The organism is Acidocella sp. MX-AZ03 (assembly GCF_027626035.1).
GTDB lineage: Bacteria > Pseudomonadota > Alphaproteobacteria > Acetobacterales > Acetobacteraceae > Acidocella > Acidocella facilis.
On record NZ_CP110774.1, the window covers coordinates 2,118,540 to 2,135,818 of the forward strand.

The window sequence follows — 17,279 nt, forward strand, 5'->3', positions numbered from 1 at the left end:
AGATCATCCTCCGGCTTCAGGTTCGGCGCCTTGGCGTCCTTGTCCAGAAATTGGTGAGGAAGGTGAGCAGATTGCGGGCATAAAGCTGGCTGGACGCCACCGCGATCCGCGAGGGCCAGTTCTTGTGGCCGATGATCTTCACCCCGTTCGGCGTGGTGATGGTCTCGCCCGGCACCGTCTCGGCGCAATTGCCGCCGGCCTCGGCCGCCAGATCGACGATGATCGAGCCAGGCTTCATCGAAGCCACCATCTCCGAGGTGACGATGACCGGCGCCTTGCGGCCCTGCACCAAGGCGGTGCAGATCACGATGTCGTTCTTGGCCACGGTGCTGGCCATCAGCTCCGCCTGTTTCTTGCGGAACTCATCCGACATCTGCCCGGCATAGGGCCCGGTCTGCTTGGCGGATTCCTCGTCATCCACGCCGATATAGCTGGCGCCGAGGGATTTGATCTCTTCCTTGGCCGCCGGGCGCACATCCGTGCCCGAGACCACGCCGCCGAGGCGCCGCGCGGTGGCGATCGCCTGCAACCCCGCCACACCGGCGCCGATCACAAACACGCGCGCCGGCGCGACAGTGCCGGCGGCGGTCATCATCAGCGGAAAGCCGCGGGAGAATTCATAGGCCCCCTCGATCACGGCGCGGTAGCCGGAAAGGTTGGCCTGGGAGGAGAGCACATCCATGCTCTGCGCGCGGGTGATGCGCGGCAGCAGCTCCAGCCCCACCGCGTCGATCCGCGCGGCCGCCAGAGCCGGCGCCAGCGTGGCATCCGAGGCCGCGCCGAGGGTTGCGATCAGCAGCGTCCCCGGCGGGATCAATGCCCGCACCGCCTCGTCCGGCGCGGCGACGGCGAAGAGAATCCCAGCACCCGCCAGCGCGGCGGCCGCATCCGGCACAATCTCGGCGCCCGCCGCGATGAATTCCGCATCCGGAATCGCCGCCGCGATCCCCGCCCCGGTCTCGATCGCCACCGTCAGGCCCAGCCCGATCAGTTTCTTCACCGTGTCAGGCGTGGCCGCCACGCGGAGTTCCCCCGCACGACGCTCCTTCAAAACCGCTAACCGCATACCCTGGTCCTCAAACGCTTGAAAATTTTCTGTTACCTTGTGTTAAGGCGCTGGATATTACAAGCCCGCGCCCGCCGCGCGGCCCCGCCTGGCGCGTCGGCACAACCCTCGGGACCAGGCCGCGTTTTCCGGTTTGTTTAGTTTTATGGACGCGCGAGCGCCGCGCCCGCCCGCGGCTCCGGCAGGCTGCCCGCCGCGCCCAGGCGCACCGCCACATGCCCCTTTTCAGCGGAAACACCTATATATTCATAGGTCAGGCCGGATTGCGCGATGAATTCCTGGAAGGCCTTATATTCATGCCCGCGCCAGCCGGGATAATTGAAATATTCATCAAACAGAATGACCGTCCCCGGCACGATCCGCCCCGCCAGGGCGGAAAAAATCGTCACCGTGCTGGTATAGATGTCACAGTCAACGTGCAAAAACGCAACATCTCCGGCATGGGCGGCGAGGAAGGGCGGCAGCGTCTGGTCGAACCAGCCCGGATGCAGCCTGGCATTGGCGGGAACCTTGGGCAGCTTGCCCTTCTGGGTGAAGGCGCCGGCCCCTTCCCTGGTGCCGGCCCAATCCTCCGGCAGCCCGCCGAAACTGTCGAACCCATGCACCTCGCGCGGCGTCTGGCCCGCCAGATTGCGCAAGCTGGCCCCACCGGCGACGCCGAATTCCAGCACCAGCCCCTCCTGGGGGGCGCGGCCGAGGGCAAAGCGCGCCAGCTCGTAGCGGTCCGCCAGCACCATCGCCTCTGGCATATGCGCGATCACATACTCAACCGCCTCGCGCTTGGCGTGCAGGCGCAGATCCAGCCAGAGATCGTTCACATAGATCGAGTGCAGCAGCTTCCGATAGGCCCGGGCGAGAAGCCCGGACCGCAGGCCGCGTTTGAGAATCGCCATGGGTGGGTCCGCCTTGCTGAGGGTTGAGGTTTACTTGGCCTCCGGCACCCCGGCAATCTTCAAGGCATCCGCCTGGCGCGCCGCCAGCTCGGCCTCGTCGAACCCGGCCACCGTCTCCTGGAATAGCCGGCACCAGTTCAACTCCGCGCCGAGGCGCATGAACACCGCCCCCAGCCCGATGGCGGAGCGGTCCATCAGCACGAATTCGCGCGGCGGGCGCACCCCGCCGGTGCGCTGCAAGCCCGCATGCACCTTCTGCGCCACCTCGCGGCCAAATTCCGTACCCTGGCCGACCTGGATCGGCCGCACCCGGTCCTCGATCAGCGGCTGGTAGAGGAATTTCGCCCACTCATTCAGCACCGCCACCTGCTCGTCGGTGATGCCCTTGAAGCCCCAGATGTCATAGGCGTGGCGGGCGCGGGCCTCGTCAGCCTCGCGCACGGCATTGTAGAGCTCCAGCACGCCGCTGACGAATTTCGGCGGAAACACGCGGATGGAGCCATAATCCAGCAGATTGAGCCCGCCGCTCTCGCTGACCTGGTAATTGCCCAGATGCGGATCGCCATGGATCACGCCATAGCGATAGAACGGGATATACCAGGCCCGGAACAAGGCCGTGGCCAGGGCGTTGCGCGCCTCCTGGCTCGGGTTGGCCGCCATCCAGTCCCGGAAGCCCTGGCCTTTCAGCCAGGTCATGGTCAGCATCCGGGTGGTGGTATAGCCCTCCACCGGCTCCGGCACATTCACATCCGGCACATCCGCCAGCATCAGCCGGTAGAGCCGGATCTGCGCGGCCTCGCGCTGATAATCCAGCTCCTCGCGGAAGCGCTCGGAGAGCTCGACGAAGATATCGTCCTGGATGATCGCGTTATCCATGCGCCGGTAAACGGCCATGGCCATCTTCACCTGGCGCAGATCCGCCTCGATGACGCTGGGCATGTCAGGATATTGCAGCTTCACCGCCACGTCCCGGCCATCCGGCAGCACCGCGCGGTGCACCTGCCCCAGGCTGGCGGCGGCCACCGCCTCGCGGGTGAAGCTCTGGAACTTGCCCTCCCAATCCGGCCCCATCTCGCCGGACATGCGCCGGCGCACGAAGGGCCAGCCCATCGGCGGGGCGTTGGCCTGCAATTCCGCCAGCTGCTTGGCATATTCCGGGGGCAGCGCGTCCGGCACGGTGGAGAGGAACTGCGCCACCTTCATCATCGGGCCCTTCAGCCCCCGAGCAGCGCCTTCAAATCCTCGGCATGCTTGGCCTGGTCGGTCTTGATGCCGAAGACCCGCTCGCCGGCGATGCGCGCGGCAATGCCGCCCACCGCCCCCGAGGTGCGGGCCATACGCCGCATCTCGCCGAAAAAATTGCCGTCCTTGCGATCGCTCATGCGTTTTCCAGCTCGTCGATAAAGCCTGAGATCACGTCCAAACCCTTGTTCCAGAAAGCCGGGTCGGAGGCGTCCAGCCCGAACGGGGCCAGCAGCGCCTTATGCCGCTTGGTGCCGCCGGCGGCCAGCATGTCGCGATATTTCGCCGCGAAGCCCGCCTTATCCGGGCTCTCCTGGTAAACCGCATAGAGCGCATTCACCAGGCAATCCCCGAAAGCATAGGCATAGACATAGAAGGGGGAGTGGAAGAAATGCGAGATATAGGCCCAGAAGACCTTGTAATCCTCGGTGAAATTGAAGGCCAGCCCAAGGCTCCTGGTCTGCACGTCCAGCCAGATCTCGGCAATGCGCTCGGGCAGGATCTCGCCCTGGGCGCGTTCGGTATGGAAGGCGACCTCGAATTCGTGGAAGGCGATCTGCCTCACCACGGTGTTGAGCATGTCCTCCACCTTCTGCGCCAGCATGATGCGCCGGCGGGCCGGATCGGTCTCGGCATCCAGCAATGAGCGGAAGGTCAGCATCTCGCCGAACACGCTGGCGGTCTCGGCCAGGGTCAGCGGCGTGCCGGCGAGCAGATAGCCTTGCTTGGCGGCCAGCGACTGATGCGCGCCATGGCCCAGCTCATGCGCCAGCGTCATCACATCCCGCGCCTTGCCGTGGAAATTCATCAGCACATACGGATGCACCGAGGGCACGGTGGAATGCGAGAAGGCGCCGCCGGCCTTGCCCGGACGCAGATCAGCGTCGATCCAGTTTTTCTCGAAGAAGGGCTTGATGGTCTCGGCCAGCTCCGGGGAGAAGCCGCCATAGGCGTTCAGCACGATGTCACGCGCCTGCTGCCAGGAAATATGCTTGTCCAGGTCCGCCGGCAGCGGGGCGTTGCGGTCCCATTGCTCCAACTTCTCCAGCCCCAGCCATTTCGCCTTCAACGCATAATAGCGGTGCGATAGCCGGCCATAGGAGGATTTCACCGCGCCGACCAGCGCCTCCACCACCTCATCCTCGACCATGTTGGCGCGGTTGCGGAAGGACCAGGGATGCGGATAAGCGTGCCAGTCATCGTCGATCGCCTTGTCCTTGGCGATGGTGTTGAGCACCAGGGCGAATAATTTCTCATTCTGCGCCATCGTCTTGGCGACCGCCTTGAAGGCGTCCTCGCGGACGGCGCGGTCAGTGTCGGAGAGCTTGTTCAGCGCCGCGGAGAGAGTCAGCTCCTCGCCGCGGACCTCCAATCGCAGCGCTGCGATGGTTTCGTCGAACAGCCGGGTCCAGGCGGAATGGCCGGTGACCTCCTTCTCCATGAACAGTTGTTCGATGACATCCTCACGCTGGTGCGGCAGGAACACACGTAGATCCCGCAGCCAGGATTCGTAGCGCTGCAACTCCGGGGCGCGGAGCTTTTCCGCCAGCGCTTCGTCCGAGAGGCGGTTCAGCTCTAGGGTGAAGAACAGGGTCTTGGTGCCGAGCGCGGTCAGCTTCTCGGACATGGTCTGGTAGAACTGACCGTGAGCGGCAATCGAGCTGTCCGCCGCGAACAGCAGCCCGGCATAGGACATGATCCGGCCGGGGATTTCCTGCAGCGCCTCATAGGTGCGAATCGCCTCGGCCAGTTCGGCGCCGGAGAGAGCTTCGAGCTTGCCCTGATAGGCGGTAAAAGCCTCGGCGCGCTGCTGCACATCCTGCAGATCGGCGGCCAGGCGCGGGTCAGCGGTAGAGGTGTAGAGATCGTTCAGATCCCAGCTCGGCAGGGATGCAGCATTTCCGGCGGAGAGCCCCTCGGGCTGCCAGTTGATCCGTGCCTGCTTCATATCCGCTCCGTTCCTTCAAATCTCACGGAACAGATTTAGGCGTTGCGGCGCCAAGGTCAAACGGGGGCTTTGCCCCCCGTATCTTTTACACCTTTGGGGCTTTGCCCCCGTGTCTTTTACATGCCGATGGCGCGGCGATAGATGTCGAGCAGGGTCTCCTGCTCCTCCACCTCGGCCGGCTCCTGCTTGCGGATCTTGATCAGCTGGCGGATCACCTTCACGTCGAAGCCGGCGGATTTGGCTTCGGAGAAGATGTCCTTGATGTCGTTGGCCAGCGCCTTGCGCTCCTCTTCCAGACGCTCGATGCGCTCGATGATGCTGCGCAGCCGCTCGCCGGCGATATTGGTCGGTTTCTCTTCGGTCGATACAGACATAGCCCACTCCAGGTCAGGGCGGCGGGGATAAAGAAGCGGCCGCCCCAGGTCAACGAGATTTTACGTGGCACCGGTCTCGAACGGCCCGCGTCCAGTCGCAAACGTTTTTGAGGGTAAGGGAAGTTTTTTCAAAAACTTCCCTTAATGCCCCGGATTGGCCGCCTTGAACGCCGCCTGCTGCTCGGGCTCGCCGGTTTCTGGTGTAGCGCCTGCCACTCCTTATAGGGCATCCCGTAGATGATCTCGCGCGCCTGCGGATCGCTCAGCTCGATCCCCTGCGCCTGCGCCGCCTCGCGATACCAGCGCGAGAGGCAGTTGCGGCAGAAGCCGGCCAGATTCATCAGATCGATATTCTGCACGTCGGGGCGTGCCCGCAAATGCGCCACCAAAGCGCGAAAGGCGGCCGCCTCCAGCCGCTCCTGGGTAGCGCTATCCATCAAGGGGTTGCTCAAGTTTCTGCTCCCGCTCATAGTCGCGGCGTGGAAAACGCCTATTTCAACGACCTTAAAAATTACCGGTCGGGCAGCACAGGGGTCGCCCCTGGCCCGGGCGCCAGCCTGCCGCAGGCGCGGGCCGGGCGCAATATGGCGCTGCCGCTCTCCACAAACCGATTTTAAACAACAAACCGAGGTTTTCGCATGGAACGTCTGCGCCGCCACCGCCGCACCAAGGTCATCGCCACGCTGGGGCCGGCCAGCTCCACCCCGGAGATGATCCTGCAGCTCTTCCAGGCCGGGGCGGATGTATTCCGCCTGAATTTCTCCCATGGCGCGCATGCGGACCACGCCCAGCGCATCGAGATGATCCGTGCCGCCGAGAAGCGCACCGGCCGGCCGATCGGCATTCTGGCGGATGTGCAGGGGCCGAAGCTGCGGGTGGGCAGCTTCCAGTCCGGCCGGGTGCAGCTGCAGACCGGGGCGCAATTCACCCTGGATATGAACCGCGCCCCTGGCGATACGCGCCGGGTCTGCCTGCCGCACCCCGAGATCATCGCCGCCGCCGAGATCGGCGCGACGCTGCTGCTCGATGACGGCAAATTGCGGCTGAAAGTGCTGCGCAAGCGCGATGATCATCTGCTGACCGAAGTGGTGGTGGGCGGCGTGCTCTCCGACCGCAAGGGCGTGAACGTGCCGGATGTGGTGCTGCCGATCCCGGCTTTGACCGAGAAGGACCGCGCCGATTTGGATTTCGCCCTGCCGCTGGGCATCGATTATATCGGCCTCTCCTTCGTGCAGCGGCCGGAAGACGTGATCGAGGCCAAGCGCATCGCCGCCGGGCGGGCGCTGGTGATGGCCAAGCTGGAGAAGCCGCAGGCGCTGGATAATCTGGACGGCATCATGGCCGAGGCGCAGGCGGTGATGGTGGCGCGCGGGGATCTGGGCGTCGAGCTGCCGCCGGAAGAAGTGCCGATCGCGCAGAAGCGCATCATCCGCGCCGCCCAGCAGCGGGGCCTGCCGGTGGTGGTGGCGACCCAGATGCTGGAGAGCATGATCACCGCCCCCGCCCCGACCCGCGCCGAGGCTTCGGACGTGGCGACCGCCGTGTTCGATGGCGCCGATGCGGTGATGCTCTCGGCCGAGAGTGCCGCCGGCCAGTTCCCGCGCGAGGCGGTGAACATGATGGACCGCATCATCGCCCGGGTGGAGCGCGACGAGGATTGGCGCGGCGGGCTGGATGCCAAGCGGCCGCAGCCGGAGAAGAACTCCGCCGACGCCATCGCCGCCGCCGCCGTGCAGGTGGCGCATACCATCAATGCCAAGGCGATCGTGGCGCTGACCGAATCGGGCTCCACGGCGCTGCGCGTGGCGCGCGAGAAGCCGGACTGCCCGGTGATCGGGCTGACCGTGAACGAGGCGGTTTCGCGCCGTCTGGCGGCGGTGTGGGGGGTACATGCGGTGCGCGCCGAAGCCGCCCATTCAATGACCCAAGCCGTTGAACATGCACAGAAAATCGCCCGGGTGGAGGGGTTTGCCAGCAAGGGCGACGAGATCGTCGTGGTTGCCGGCGTGCCGTTCGGCCAGGCGGGGACCACCAACGCGCTGCGCGTGGCAAAACTCTAAGCCCTCGGCCCGCCCCTTCATTACTTTTTGCTCGCCTTTGAGCAAATGTTTTATTATGAAGGGGTTGGCGTAGATCTTTCTTGGCCTGAGCGGCTTGGCCGCGCCTGCCGGCACCTGTAAGATGGGGGCCGGTTTCAAGGCTTCGACAGGTTGAGGATTTTCACTTTGCACAGTTCACGCAAGGCCACGGCGTATGGCAAGATCGCGTTCGGCATGGGCGCCGCGGCGCTGCTTCTCACCGCCTGCCATCGCCCGGCGCCGGTGACGGCGCCGCAGGCCGCCGCCACGCCGGTCGGGCATATTTATGCCGTCGCCGTGGCGGTGCCGCCGCCGGTTTCGCCGAAGATCAAGTTCACCCCGGCCGAGCAGGAGAAGATCCAGCAGGCCTTCAACGTGGTGGCGTTGAAATCCGCCTTGATGGTCGCCGCCCTCTCCTGCGACCAGCGCGACAAATATGACGCCTTCATGCACAGCTTCCAGCCGCATGTGCTCGACGCCCAGCATGAGATGGATGCCTATTTCCACAAGGCGAGCGGCCCCTATAGCGGCCAGAAGATGGAAGACAGCTTCATCACCCTGCTGGCCAACAACCAGTCGGTCGCCGGCATCGCCCAGGGGCAGATTTTCTGCCTGAACAACCAGGCCGAATATAACGCCGTGCTGGCAATGAAGACGCCAGACCAGCTCGACAGCTTCGTCACTGACGCGCCGCCCGGCGCTACCACGCAGGTTGCCAGCGCCGCCGTCCCGGCCGCGCCTCCCGCCCCGGTGAAAACCGAGCACAAGGCCAAGAGCGTGAGCCACAAGAAGCCGGTGGAAAAGGTGAAGGCGAAGACCGCCAGCGGCAGCCATCCGGAAGTGGCGAGCAGCAAGAGCCCGTAACGCCCGGCACTTTACGAAAAAAACCCGCCTTCAGGCGGGTTTTTTTGGCTTGGCCAGATGATGAGGACAAGCAGCAGCACCAGCCCCGCGCCGGCCGGCCAGGCGAAGGTCGAGATGAAGCCGTAAAGGCCGGTGAAGCCCCAGAACAGCATGATCGCCGCCTGCCAGCGCCAGCCGCGCGCCGCCGCGTAGCGCAGCAGCGCCAGCGCCAGCACCGACATGTCGTAGATATAGCCGAAGGAGGTGGCCAGGAAGATCAGGCAGGTTGTCACCGCCGCGCGTCCGGCTAGGCCGAACCGCCCGGCCCCGGCGCCGGACCAGACCCGCCAGCACGCCACCCCGGCGCCGATGCTCACCAGCAGCTGGCAAAGCCCGGAAAGGCGATCCGGCATCCCCAGCGTACGGAAGAACACATAGGGCGTCACCATCATATGCTGCTGCAGGGCCGAGGGGCGGCGGCATCGTTCAAGGCGGTATGCAGCTCGATGCTGAAAAACAACCGCCACACCCAGGGGCCGAATATAAGCATTGGCAGCAGGCAAAGAAGGCCGGCCGTGATCGCGGCCGCGGCGACGCCGCGCCATTGCCGCGCGGCAATGAAACAGACCGGTAGCAGCAGGGCAAATTGCGGCTTGACGACGACACAGCCGGCGGCGATCCCGGCCAGGATCGGCGCCTCCTCCAGCAGGCACAAGGCCAGCAGCAGGGCCTAGGAAATGAACAGCCCGGTCTCGCCCATGGCCAGGCAATAAAGCACGGGCGGAGACACGCAGCCGAGCAGAAGCAGCCCAGGACGCAGCCCGGCCCGCAGACCGCAGAGCACCAGCGTCAAAAGTCCCGCCGCGTCCCATAGCAGAGTGCCGGGATTTGCCGGGAGCAACGCGAACGGTGTCGCCAGCAACAGAAAGGGCGGGGGGTATTGCAATTCCCCGACGGCGTTTGAATGTGCCAGCACGGCGCGGGCACCATCGCGGAAAATGTGGAAATCGCCAGGACCGATCCAGCCTTGCGGCAGGATCTGCCGATGCACCACCAATATGTCGATCACAATCGCCAACAAATTGGCGAAGACCGAGACGATGAACCAAAGGGGCGGCATGATGGCCCGCGCTTAGAAGGCCGCCTCGGTGAAGATGCGGGTGATGTCGCCGTTCCAGGCGCCGTGATAGCGGGCCAGCCAGTGCTCCGCCTGGGTGGGCGCGCCGTTGGCGATCTCCTGCAGCGGGGCCAGGTAGAGGCTTTCATCCGCCCCGGCGGCGTTGCCCCGGGCGCGGGCCTTGAGGCCCTGGGCGGCGATGGCGACGACCTCTTTCGCCAGATCCCGCAGGCTGCCTTTCCCGAAGGGCGTGTTGATGCCGCTGACCGGCACAGCGGCACGCAGGGCCAATATGTCCGCATGGCGCCAGGTTTTGATCAGCGCCTGGGCGGCGGCCAGCGCCGCCGCGTCGTAGAACAGCCCGGTCCAAAGGGCGGATTGCGCCAGCATCATCTCCGGGCGGCCGGAATCAGCGCCCCGGGTTTCGATATATTTCTTCAGCCGCACATCCGGGAAGGCGGTGGTGGAATGGTCCGCGAAATCGCCGATGGTGGCGCGTTCGCCCTCCAGCCCGGCCAGCCTGCCCGCCATGAAATCGCGGAAGGAGGCGCCGGCGACGTCGTGATAGCCGCCGTCGCGATAGACGAAATACATCGGCACATCGAGCAGCCAGTTGGCATAGGCCTCGAAGCCGAACCCGTCCTCGAAGATCACCGCCGGGATGCCGGAGCGGGCATTGTCGGTATCGGTCCAGACATTGGCGCGGTTGGAGAGCAGGCCGTTGGGCTTGCCCTCATAGAAGGGCGAGTTGGCGAACAGGGCGGTGGCGAGCGGCTGCAGGGCAGCGCCGACGCGCATCTTCGCCACCATGTCCGCCTCGGAGGTGAAATCCAGATTCACCTGCACGGTGCAGGTGCGCAGCATCATGTCCAGCCCGCGCGTGCCGACCTTGGGCATGTAGCCGCGCATGATCTTGTAGCGGCCCTTGGGCATCCAGGGCATGGCGGCGCGGGTGGCGGTGGGGTGGAAGCCCAAAGGCGCGAAGCCCAGCCCCAGCGCCGGGGTGACGGCGCGCAGCCGGGCGACATGCGCATCCAGCTCCGCCTTGGTGGCGTGCAGATCCGCCAGCGTGCCGCCGGAGAGCTCGAACTGCCCGCCCGGTTCCAGCGAGATCGAGGCGCCGCCCGCCCCTTTCAGCCCGATGATGTTGCCATGATCGAGGATCGGCGCCCAGCCGTCGCGCGCCTGCACGGCGCGCAGCAATGCGCCGATGCCATCCGCCCCCTCATAGGCGGGCGGGGTGAAATCAGCGGCGCGGAAGCCGAAGGCCTCATGCTCGGTGCCGATGCTGTACTGGGCGGCCGGCTTCGCGCCGGAGTCCAGATAGGCCGCCAGATCCTTGACGCTTTCAACCACACGCGCGTCAGCGTCACCGGGATTTGACAAGTCTCTCTTCCTTCAAACTCTGTGTTTCAGGCGCGATGCCGGGCGCTGTCTCAGGGCTGGGCTGCGAGTTGCAGCGCCAGCCCGGCGATGGCGGCGGTTTCGGCCCGCAGGATGCGGCTGCCCAATGACACGCGTGTAATGATGGGTGTTCGCGCGATAGCTTCAAGCTCCTGATCGGTAAAGCCCCCCTCCGGACCGACCATCAAGGCGCTGGGGCCGGAGGCTGGGCCAAGCAGGGCAGCGTCGCGCCGCTCATCGGCGATGCAAAGCGGGCGCTGCGCCGGCCAGGCCGCCATCAGCTTCATCACCGGCAGCGGCGCGCGGATTTCGGGGACATGCAGGCGCTCGCATTGCTCCGCCGCCTCGGTGGCGATGGCGCGCAGGCGTTCGAGATTCACATGGTCCGCATTGGTGCGGGCGGTGATGATCGGCTGGATCACGGAGACGCCGAGCTCGGTGGCTTTTTCCACCACCAGATCGGTTTTCTGTCGTTTCAGCAAGGCAAAGCAGAGCCAGGCATCGGGCTCCGGCGCCGGAACCCGGGTCTGCTGGGTGGGCTCCAGAATCGCGGCCTTGCGGGAGATTTTGGCGATGCGGGCGCGCCATTCCCCGGCCTGGCCATTAAAAACCCGTATTGTATCGCCCTCGCCCAGCCGCATGACATTGGCGAGATAATGGGCCTGGCCATCGGAGACGGCAAAGCCCTCGCCGGCGCCGGGGAGATCGGGAACATGCAGACGAATTGACGTATCGGCCATGCCGGGCTGAATAGCAGATATGAGCGGATTTACCGATATCAGGCGCGGCGGCTGGGTGGCGCGTCTGCCCGAGCGTTACCTTCCCTATGTGCTGCTGGCGCGGCTGGACCGGCCGATCGGCGCCTGGCTGCTATTTCTGCCCGGGCTGTGGGCGATTTGCCTGACCGCGAAAAATTTCTGGTGGGGGCTGTGGTTCACCGTGCTGTTCGGCATCGGCAGCGTGGTGATGCGCGGGGCGGGCTGCGTGGTGAACGATCTCTGGGACCGCAAAATGGATGCGATGGTGGAGCGCACCCGCGGCCGCCCGCTGGCCTCGGGCATGGTGACGCCGATTCAGGCGCTGGGCTTCCTGGCGATCCTCTGCGCCATCGGGCTGGCGATATTGCTGACGCTGAACAATACCGCGAAGCTGCTGGGGTGGTCTCCTTGGTGCTGGTGGTGCTGTATCCGCTGGCCAAGCGCGTCACCTGGTGGCCGCAGGCCTTTCTCGGGCTCACCTTTGGCTGGGGCGCGCCGTTGGGTTTCGCCGCGGCAAGGGGGCATCTCACCTGGCCGGTGCTGTTCCTCTATCTCGGCGCGATTTTCTGGATCATCGGCTATGACACGATCTATGCGCATCAGGACCGCGAGGATGATACGCTGATCGGGGTGAAATCCACCGCGCGGCTGTTCGGCACGCGTACCCGCGAGGCGCTGTGCATTCTCTACGCGCTGGCGTTTCTGATGCTGCTGATCGCGATGTCCGGCTTTTCGCTGCACCCCTGGGGCTATTGGCTGATGGTGGTGCCTGGCGCGCTGCTGGCCTGGCAGATTATCAGGCTGGATATTGATAATCCGGCGCGGTGCCTGGCGCTGTTCAAGCTGAACCGGGATGTGGGGTTGGCAGTGGCGGCGGCGATTTTGATGGGGTGGATGTAGGGTTCAAAAGTTTTTGGGAGGCGGCCCTTTTTTCAAAAAGGGCCGCAAAACGTTTGGGGTGTTGGCAACGCAGGTGCATACGCCCAGGCCTCCCCGCCCCTTTTTTGAAAAAAAGGGGCGGCCCCAAAAAACTTTTGGCACCTATCCTTTGGTTTCCACCTGATCGTCCAGCCGGTGATCCTCGATCCCCGCCGGCTCCAGATGCACGCTCACCTCCACCCGGCCCGGCAGCGCCCGGCGCACCGCGCGCTCCACCGCATCGCCGATGGCATGGCCCTCATTGACGCTGAGCCGCCCCTCCACCTCCAGATGGAATTCCACGAACGCCCGGTCCCCGGCATGGCGGGTGCGTAGATCATGGATATCCTCCACCCCCCGGCAGCCCAGCGCGGTGCGGCGGATCATCATCCGGTCGGTCTCGGTCAATTCGCGGTCGAGCAACTGGCTCAGCGCCTCATTCGCCACGAAGCGCGCATTCCACATCATGTAAAGCGCGATCAGCAGCGCGAAGGCCGGGTCGGCGCGGGTCCAGCCGGTGAAATGGGTCAGCGCCAAAGCCGCCAGCACGGCGGCATTCACCGCGACATCCGTGAGGTAATGCGCACGGTCGGCGGCGATGGCGGTGGAGCCGGTACGGCCCACCACCCAGCTCTGCATCACCACCAGAACGATGGCGGCGAGCAGGCTCAGCGCAATGATCATGATGCCGAAATCCAGCGCTTCCAGTCTTTCCGGAAACACCAGCCGTTCGATGGATTGGAAGGCCAGCACCATCGCCGCGCCGGCCAGCAGCATCGCCTGGGTGAAGGCGGCGATGGCCTCACCCTTGCCATGGCCGTAGCGATGATCCGCGTCCGCCGGGCGCTGGGCGTAGCGCACCCCATAAAATGTGGCGAGGCTGGCGCCGACATCCACCAGCGCATCCACCGCCGAGGTGAGCAGGGACATCGAGCCGGTGGCGATCCAGGCGGCGAATTTCACCACCACCAGCACCACGGCAAAAGCCAGGCTGGCGCCGCTGGCGGCCTTGCGCAGCGTCGCGTCGGTCGGATCTGTCGTGCTCATGAGAGCGGTTTAGCGCGAAGCCCCCCGCCAACCCAAGACGCAAGATTGACGACGCGGCCCTAAACGCGGGAGAAGCATCACGCCGGGGTGTCCGCATCGTGCGGGCTGAGATCATACCCGTAGAACCTGCCTGGGTCATGCCAGCGAAGGGAGAGCGCCAATGAGCCTCAATAGACGTCTATTCCTCTCAACCGCCAGCGCTGCGCTTGCCGCGCCGGCTCTGGCCCGCGCCGCGACCGCGACGCCGTTCACGCTGATTCTCGACTGGTTCGTGAATCCCGACCATGCCCCGCTCTTCGCCGCGAAATATTGCGGCGCCTATGCCAAGGCCGGGCTGGATGTGAAGCTGGTGGCGCCGACCGACCCGGATCTGCCGCCGCGCCTGGTTGCCGCCGGCAAGGCCGATGCGGCGCTGACCTACCAGACCGAGCTGTACCTGCTGGTCGACCAGGGGCTGCCGGTGCGCCGGACCGGCACGCTGATCGACAAGCCGCTGAACACGCTGACGGCGCTGAAGGCCAGCGGCATCACCAAGCTGCAGGATCTGAAAGGCCGCAAGGTCGGCTATTCGGTGGCGGGGTGGAGCCGGTGATCATCGGCGCGATGCTCAAGCATGTCGGCATGAGCCTGGCCGATATTCAGCTGGTGAATGTCAATTTCGAGCTGGTTTCGGCATTGCAGAGCAAATCGGTCGACGCGGTGATCGGCACCTACAGGAATTACGAGGATATTCAGCTGGCGCAGGCCGGGCTGGACCCGGTGATCTTCCTGCCGGAGGATTACGGGGTGCCGGCCTCGGATGAGCTGCTGCTGCTCTCCAATGAAAGCGGGCTGAAGAACACGGCGCTGAAGGCGTTTTTGAGCGCGCTGAAGGAAGGCGTGGCGGCGTTGCAGGCAGACCCGGAGGGGATGCTGAAGCAATTCCTGAAGGATAATCCGAGCCTGAACGACAAGCTCGACATCGCTTCCTGGCACGCGATGCCGCCCTACTTCGCGAAGGACCCGGCGAAGCTGAACGACGCCCGCTATCTAACCTACCGAGACTTCCTGTTGGCCAACGGCGTGATCAAGAAAAAGCTGCCCTTAGGCAACTACGCCGTCCAAATCGAAGCCTAAAGTTTTCAGACGTTTTTGGGGTGTGGGGGATTTTTACAAAAATCCCCCACGTCTTTCTTAGTGGAAAATGATTTCCACCCGGCGGTTCTGCGGCTCACGCACACCCGGGCCGGTCGGCACCAGCAGATGCGTCTCGCCATAGCCATGCATCTCGATCTCGTTGGCCGGCACGCCATCGGCGACGAGCTGGGCGGCAACCGCCTTCGCACGTTTCACGGACAGGCCCATATTGTAGGTCGCGGTCCCCGAGGTATCGGTGTAGCCGTTAACCTCCAGCGTGGTGACGTTCTGCGTCTTGGAGTCGGAGGCGGCCTGCGCGATGATCTGGGTCGCGCGCGGGTCAGGCTGTATTTATCCCAGTCGAAGAACACCAGATAGGTCTTGGCCGGGCGGGCGCCGGGGCCGCGGCGGGCGCGGCGGCCGGCTGCGGCGCCGGGGCCGGCGGGGCTGGCGGGGCGAATTCGTACCGCAGACCGATATTGATCTGGTTGTTATACTCGCCCTGCTGCTTGAAGCTGGCGGGGATGCCGGCATTGTCGATCGCGTAACGGCGCGCCGTGGTCAGGCCGATGAAGCGATATTCGACGGTGGCGGAGAGGCCCATCACCGGCGCGATCGGGAAGGACAGGCCGACAATGCCCTGATAGGCGAAGGAGCCGCGCGCCTGGTTGACGTTGAAACCGCCCGCCTTGGCATCGCTGTAGCGGGCTTCCTGCCAGCCGATGCCAGCACCGAGATAAGGATAAAGCCAGGGCAGGCCGATATCGAAATCATAAACGCCGTTGACGAAGCCGCCATACTGGCTCTCATGCCCGCTGCCCTTGGCGGCGACGCCGCCGGACTTCACCTTGTCCAGCCCGTTACGGATATAGTCGCCTTCCAGCTCGACCCGCCAGCCATTATTGAAGCCGTAGCCGATGGCGGCACGGGCATCAAAGCCGTTCTTGAACACCGCCTTGGTGTCGCCAGAGAGATTGGCGCCGCCGGCGACATAATTCTTCTGGGTGGTGGCGCTCTTCAGATCCAGGCCGCCGCCCAGGCTGACATAGGGGCCGGCCACTGGCTGGGCCTCTGCCCGGCCGGCCAGCGCCAGCGGCACGGCCAGCATTGTCGCGGCGAATAAGGCGGCTCGAAACTGCATGATCTGATTTCCTTCCGACAGGCGCCATTCCAGAACGGCACTTGAGCCTATGTGGAGGCAAATGGGCCGGTTGCGAAGGGGCACGCGCACGCGGCGCTTTGCTGTAGCCAAAATGCAACGCGCCTCACGCGCCTGGCAATAAAAAACCCCGGCAGTTGCCTGCCGGGGTCTCATCCACGCTTGCGCGAAGATTAGTGGAAGATGATTTCCACGCGACGGTTCTGCGGCTCGCGCACACCCGGGCCGGTCGGAACCAGCAGGTGGGTTTCGCCATAGCCGTGCATCTCGATCTCGGAGGCCGGCACACCGTCGGCGACGAGCTGGGCGGCAACCGCCTTCGCGCGCTTCACAGACAGACCCATGTTGTAGGTCGCGGTACCCGAGGTGTCGGTGTAGCCGTTGACTTCCAGGGTGGTGACGTTCTGCGTCTTGGAGTCGGACGCGGCCTGCGCGATGATCTGGGTCGCGCGCGGGGTCAGGTTGTACTTATCCCAGTCGAAGAACACCAGGTAGGTCTTGGCCGGGGCCGGAGCCGGAGCAGCGACCGGGGCAGGAGCCGGAGCCGGAGCCGGCGGGGCCGGCGGCTGGAACAGCTGATAGCGCAGGCCCAGCAGGAAGGTGTGGCTGGTGGACTGGCCGACATGCAGCTGCCCGCCGCCCGGCTGGATCGCCGCGTAGTTGCGGCTGGCGGTCAGCTGGGTGAACTTATACTCGGCGGTCAGGGACAGGCCCGGCACCATCGCCAGCGGGTAGGACACGCCGCCGATGATGTTGTAGGCGAAGGAGCCCTTGGTGCCGCCGACGCCAACGCCGTTATTCACGACATGGCTGTCGAACTTCTGCCACTGGTAGCCAGCGCCGGCGCCGACATAGGGGAAGATCGGCAGGCCGACATTGAAGTCGTACAGCACGTTGACCATCGGGCCATAGGTGTTCAGACCGCCGGTGACGCGGGTCTGGCCGAGGCCGCCGTTGCCATCAACCTTGTGCGCGGTGTCGCGGTAGAAGTTGCCGTTCAACTCGACGCGGAAACCGTTGCCGAAGCCATAACCCACGGCGGCGTCGCCGGAGTAGGAGTCACGGAACAGCATCTTGCCGGACGAGCCGGTGGAGCGGCTGTTGATGTTGATCGGGTTCTGGATGGTGGTGCCAGCACCCAGGCTGACATAAGGGCCGGTAACCGGCTGCGCGTGCGCCGCGAGGGGCAGCGCAAGGCAGGTGGCGGCGGCAAGGGCTAAGCGCAGCTTCATGACGTGACTCCAAAAGTGAGTGCGTTTAATTAACCAAGGTCTATTTAGCCCTGCCGACGGGAATTCAACAGATCAAAACGGGTT

At 64.9% G+C, this 17,279-nt stretch carries 13 protein-coding genes, 5 pseudogenes and 1 riboswitch; of the genes and pseudogenes, 4 read left to right on the top strand and 14 right to left on the bottom strand.

The window, feature by feature from the left end; translation table 11 throughout:
- Positions 1-16 precede the first annotated feature (16 nt).
- The 6 genes and pseudogenes from GT370_RS11740 to GT370_RS11765 form a co-directional block, all read right to left on the bottom strand.
- The gene (locus tag GT370_RS11740; protein ID WP_442865420.1) at positions 17-1,021 is read right to left on the bottom strand and encodes an NAD(P) transhydrogenase subunit alpha; all 1,005 of its coding nucleotides are present in this window, start codon (positions 1,019-1,021) and stop codon (positions 17-19) included.
- Between the two features lie 188 nt (positions 1,022-1,209).
- Positions 1,210-1,959, bottom strand: a complete 750-nt coding sequence (locus GT370_RS11745) for a class I SAM-dependent methyltransferase (RefSeq protein WP_008494441.1) — start codon at positions 1,957-1,959, stop codon at positions 1,210-1,212.
- Positions 1,960-1,989: 30 nt separating this feature from the next.
- Positions 1,990-3,341 (bottom strand): annotated as a pseudogene (locus tag GT370_RS11750) (ABC1 kinase family protein).
- Positions 3,338-5,149 (bottom strand): M3 family oligoendopeptidase, encoded by a 1,812-nt coding sequence (locus GT370_RS11755; protein WP_008494439.1) that lies wholly within the window; start codon positions 5,147-5,149, stop codon positions 3,338-3,340. Before GT370_RS11755 ends, GT370_RS11750 begins: the two are co-directional and overlap by 4 nt.
- A gap of 116 nt (positions 5,150-5,265) precedes the next feature.
- On the bottom strand, positions 5,266-5,523 hold the full coding sequence (locus GT370_RS11760) for a DUF2312 domain-containing protein (protein WP_008494438.1): 258 nt from the start codon (positions 5,521-5,523) through the stop codon (positions 5,266-5,268).
- A gap of 141 nt (positions 5,524-5,664) precedes the next feature.
- Positions 5,665-5,960, bottom strand: a pseudogene (locus tag GT370_RS11765) (DUF1244 domain-containing protein).
- A 201-nt stretch (positions 5,961-6,161) separates the two neighbouring features.
- On the opposite strand from GT370_RS11765, the gene pyk reads away from it, so the two are divergent.
- Positions 6,162-7,583 carry a pyruvate kinase gene (gene pyk, locus GT370_RS11770; protein ID WP_008494436.1) on the top strand — a complete coding sequence of 474 codons (1,422 nt, stop codon included), beginning with the start codon at positions 6,162-6,164 and terminating at the stop codon, positions 7,581-7,583.
- Positions 7,584-7,748: 165 nt separating this feature from the next.
- Positions 7,749-8,465, top strand: coding sequence for a hypothetical protein (locus GT370_RS11775; RefSeq protein WP_008494435.1), 717 nt, complete (start codon positions 7,749-7,751; stop codon positions 8,463-8,465).
- A gap of 11 nt (positions 8,466-8,476) precedes the next feature.
- Here GT370_RS11775 and GT370_RS11780 read toward each other — a convergent pair whose 3' ends face one another.
- The 4 genes and pseudogenes from GT370_RS11780 to GT370_RS11800 form a co-directional block, all read right to left on the bottom strand.
- Positions 8,477-8,896 (bottom strand): hypothetical protein, encoded by a 420-nt coding sequence (locus GT370_RS11780; RefSeq protein WP_270183106.1) that lies wholly within the window; start codon positions 8,894-8,896, stop codon positions 8,477-8,479.
- A pseudogene (locus GT370_RS20875) lies at positions 8,893-9,564 on the bottom strand (glycosyltransferase family 87 protein). Before GT370_RS20875 ends, GT370_RS11780 begins: the two are co-directional and overlap by 4 nt.
- 12 nt (positions 9,565-9,576) lie before the next feature.
- Positions 9,577-10,947, bottom strand: a complete 1,371-nt coding sequence (locus GT370_RS11795) for a glutamate--cysteine ligase (protein ID WP_008494431.1) — start codon at positions 10,945-10,947, stop codon at positions 9,577-9,579.
- 50 nt (positions 10,948-10,997) lie between these two features.
- On the bottom strand, positions 10,998-11,705 hold the full coding sequence (locus tag GT370_RS11800; protein WP_008494430.1) for a 16S rRNA (uracil(1498)-N(3))-methyltransferase: 708 nt from the start codon (positions 11,703-11,705) through the stop codon (positions 10,998-11,000).
- Between the two features lie 19 nt (positions 11,706-11,724).
- Between GT370_RS11800 and ubiA the strand changes: the two are divergent.
- Positions 11,725-12,623: pseudogene (gene ubiA / locus GT370_RS11805) on the top strand (4-hydroxybenzoate octaprenyltransferase).
- Between the two features lie 141 nt (positions 12,624-12,764).
- Here the strand turns inward: ubiA and GT370_RS11810 are convergent.
- A complete protein-coding gene (locus tag GT370_RS11810) occupies positions 12,765-13,688 on the bottom strand; it encodes a cation diffusion facilitator family transporter (protein WP_008494428.1) in 924 nt (307 codons plus the stop codon).
- A gap of 73 nt (positions 13,689-13,761) precedes the next feature.
- Positions 13,762-13,857, top strand: a riboswitch (TPP riboswitch).
- Between GT370_RS11810 and GT370_RS11815 the strand changes: the two are divergent.
- Positions 13,849-14,804 (top strand): annotated as a pseudogene (locus tag GT370_RS11815) (ABC transporter substrate-binding protein). It overlaps the preceding riboswitch by 9 nt.
- A gap of 57 nt (positions 14,805-14,861) precedes the next feature.
- On the opposite strand, the gene GT370_RS11820 reads toward GT370_RS11815, so the two are convergent.
- The 3 genes from GT370_RS11820 to GT370_RS11830 all read right to left on the bottom strand — a co-directional run bounded on the left by GT370_RS11820 (position 14,862) and on the right by GT370_RS11830 (position 17,195).
- A complete protein-coding gene (locus tag GT370_RS11820) occupies positions 14,862-15,155 on the bottom strand; it encodes an OmpA family protein (protein ID WP_333490074.1) in 294 nt (97 codons plus the stop codon).
- Positions 15,145-15,945, bottom strand: coding sequence for an outer membrane protein (locus GT370_RS11825; protein WP_270183108.1), 801 nt, complete (start codon positions 15,943-15,945; stop codon positions 15,145-15,147). The genes GT370_RS11820 and GT370_RS11825 overlap by 11 nt, the downstream gene beginning before the upstream one ends.
- A gap of 191 nt (positions 15,946-16,136) precedes the next feature.
- Entirely contained in the window at positions 16,137-17,195 is a 1,059-nt protein-coding gene (locus GT370_RS11830; RefSeq protein WP_270183109.1) for an OmpA family protein, read from the bottom strand.
- Positions 17,196-17,279: the final 84 nt, after the last annotated feature.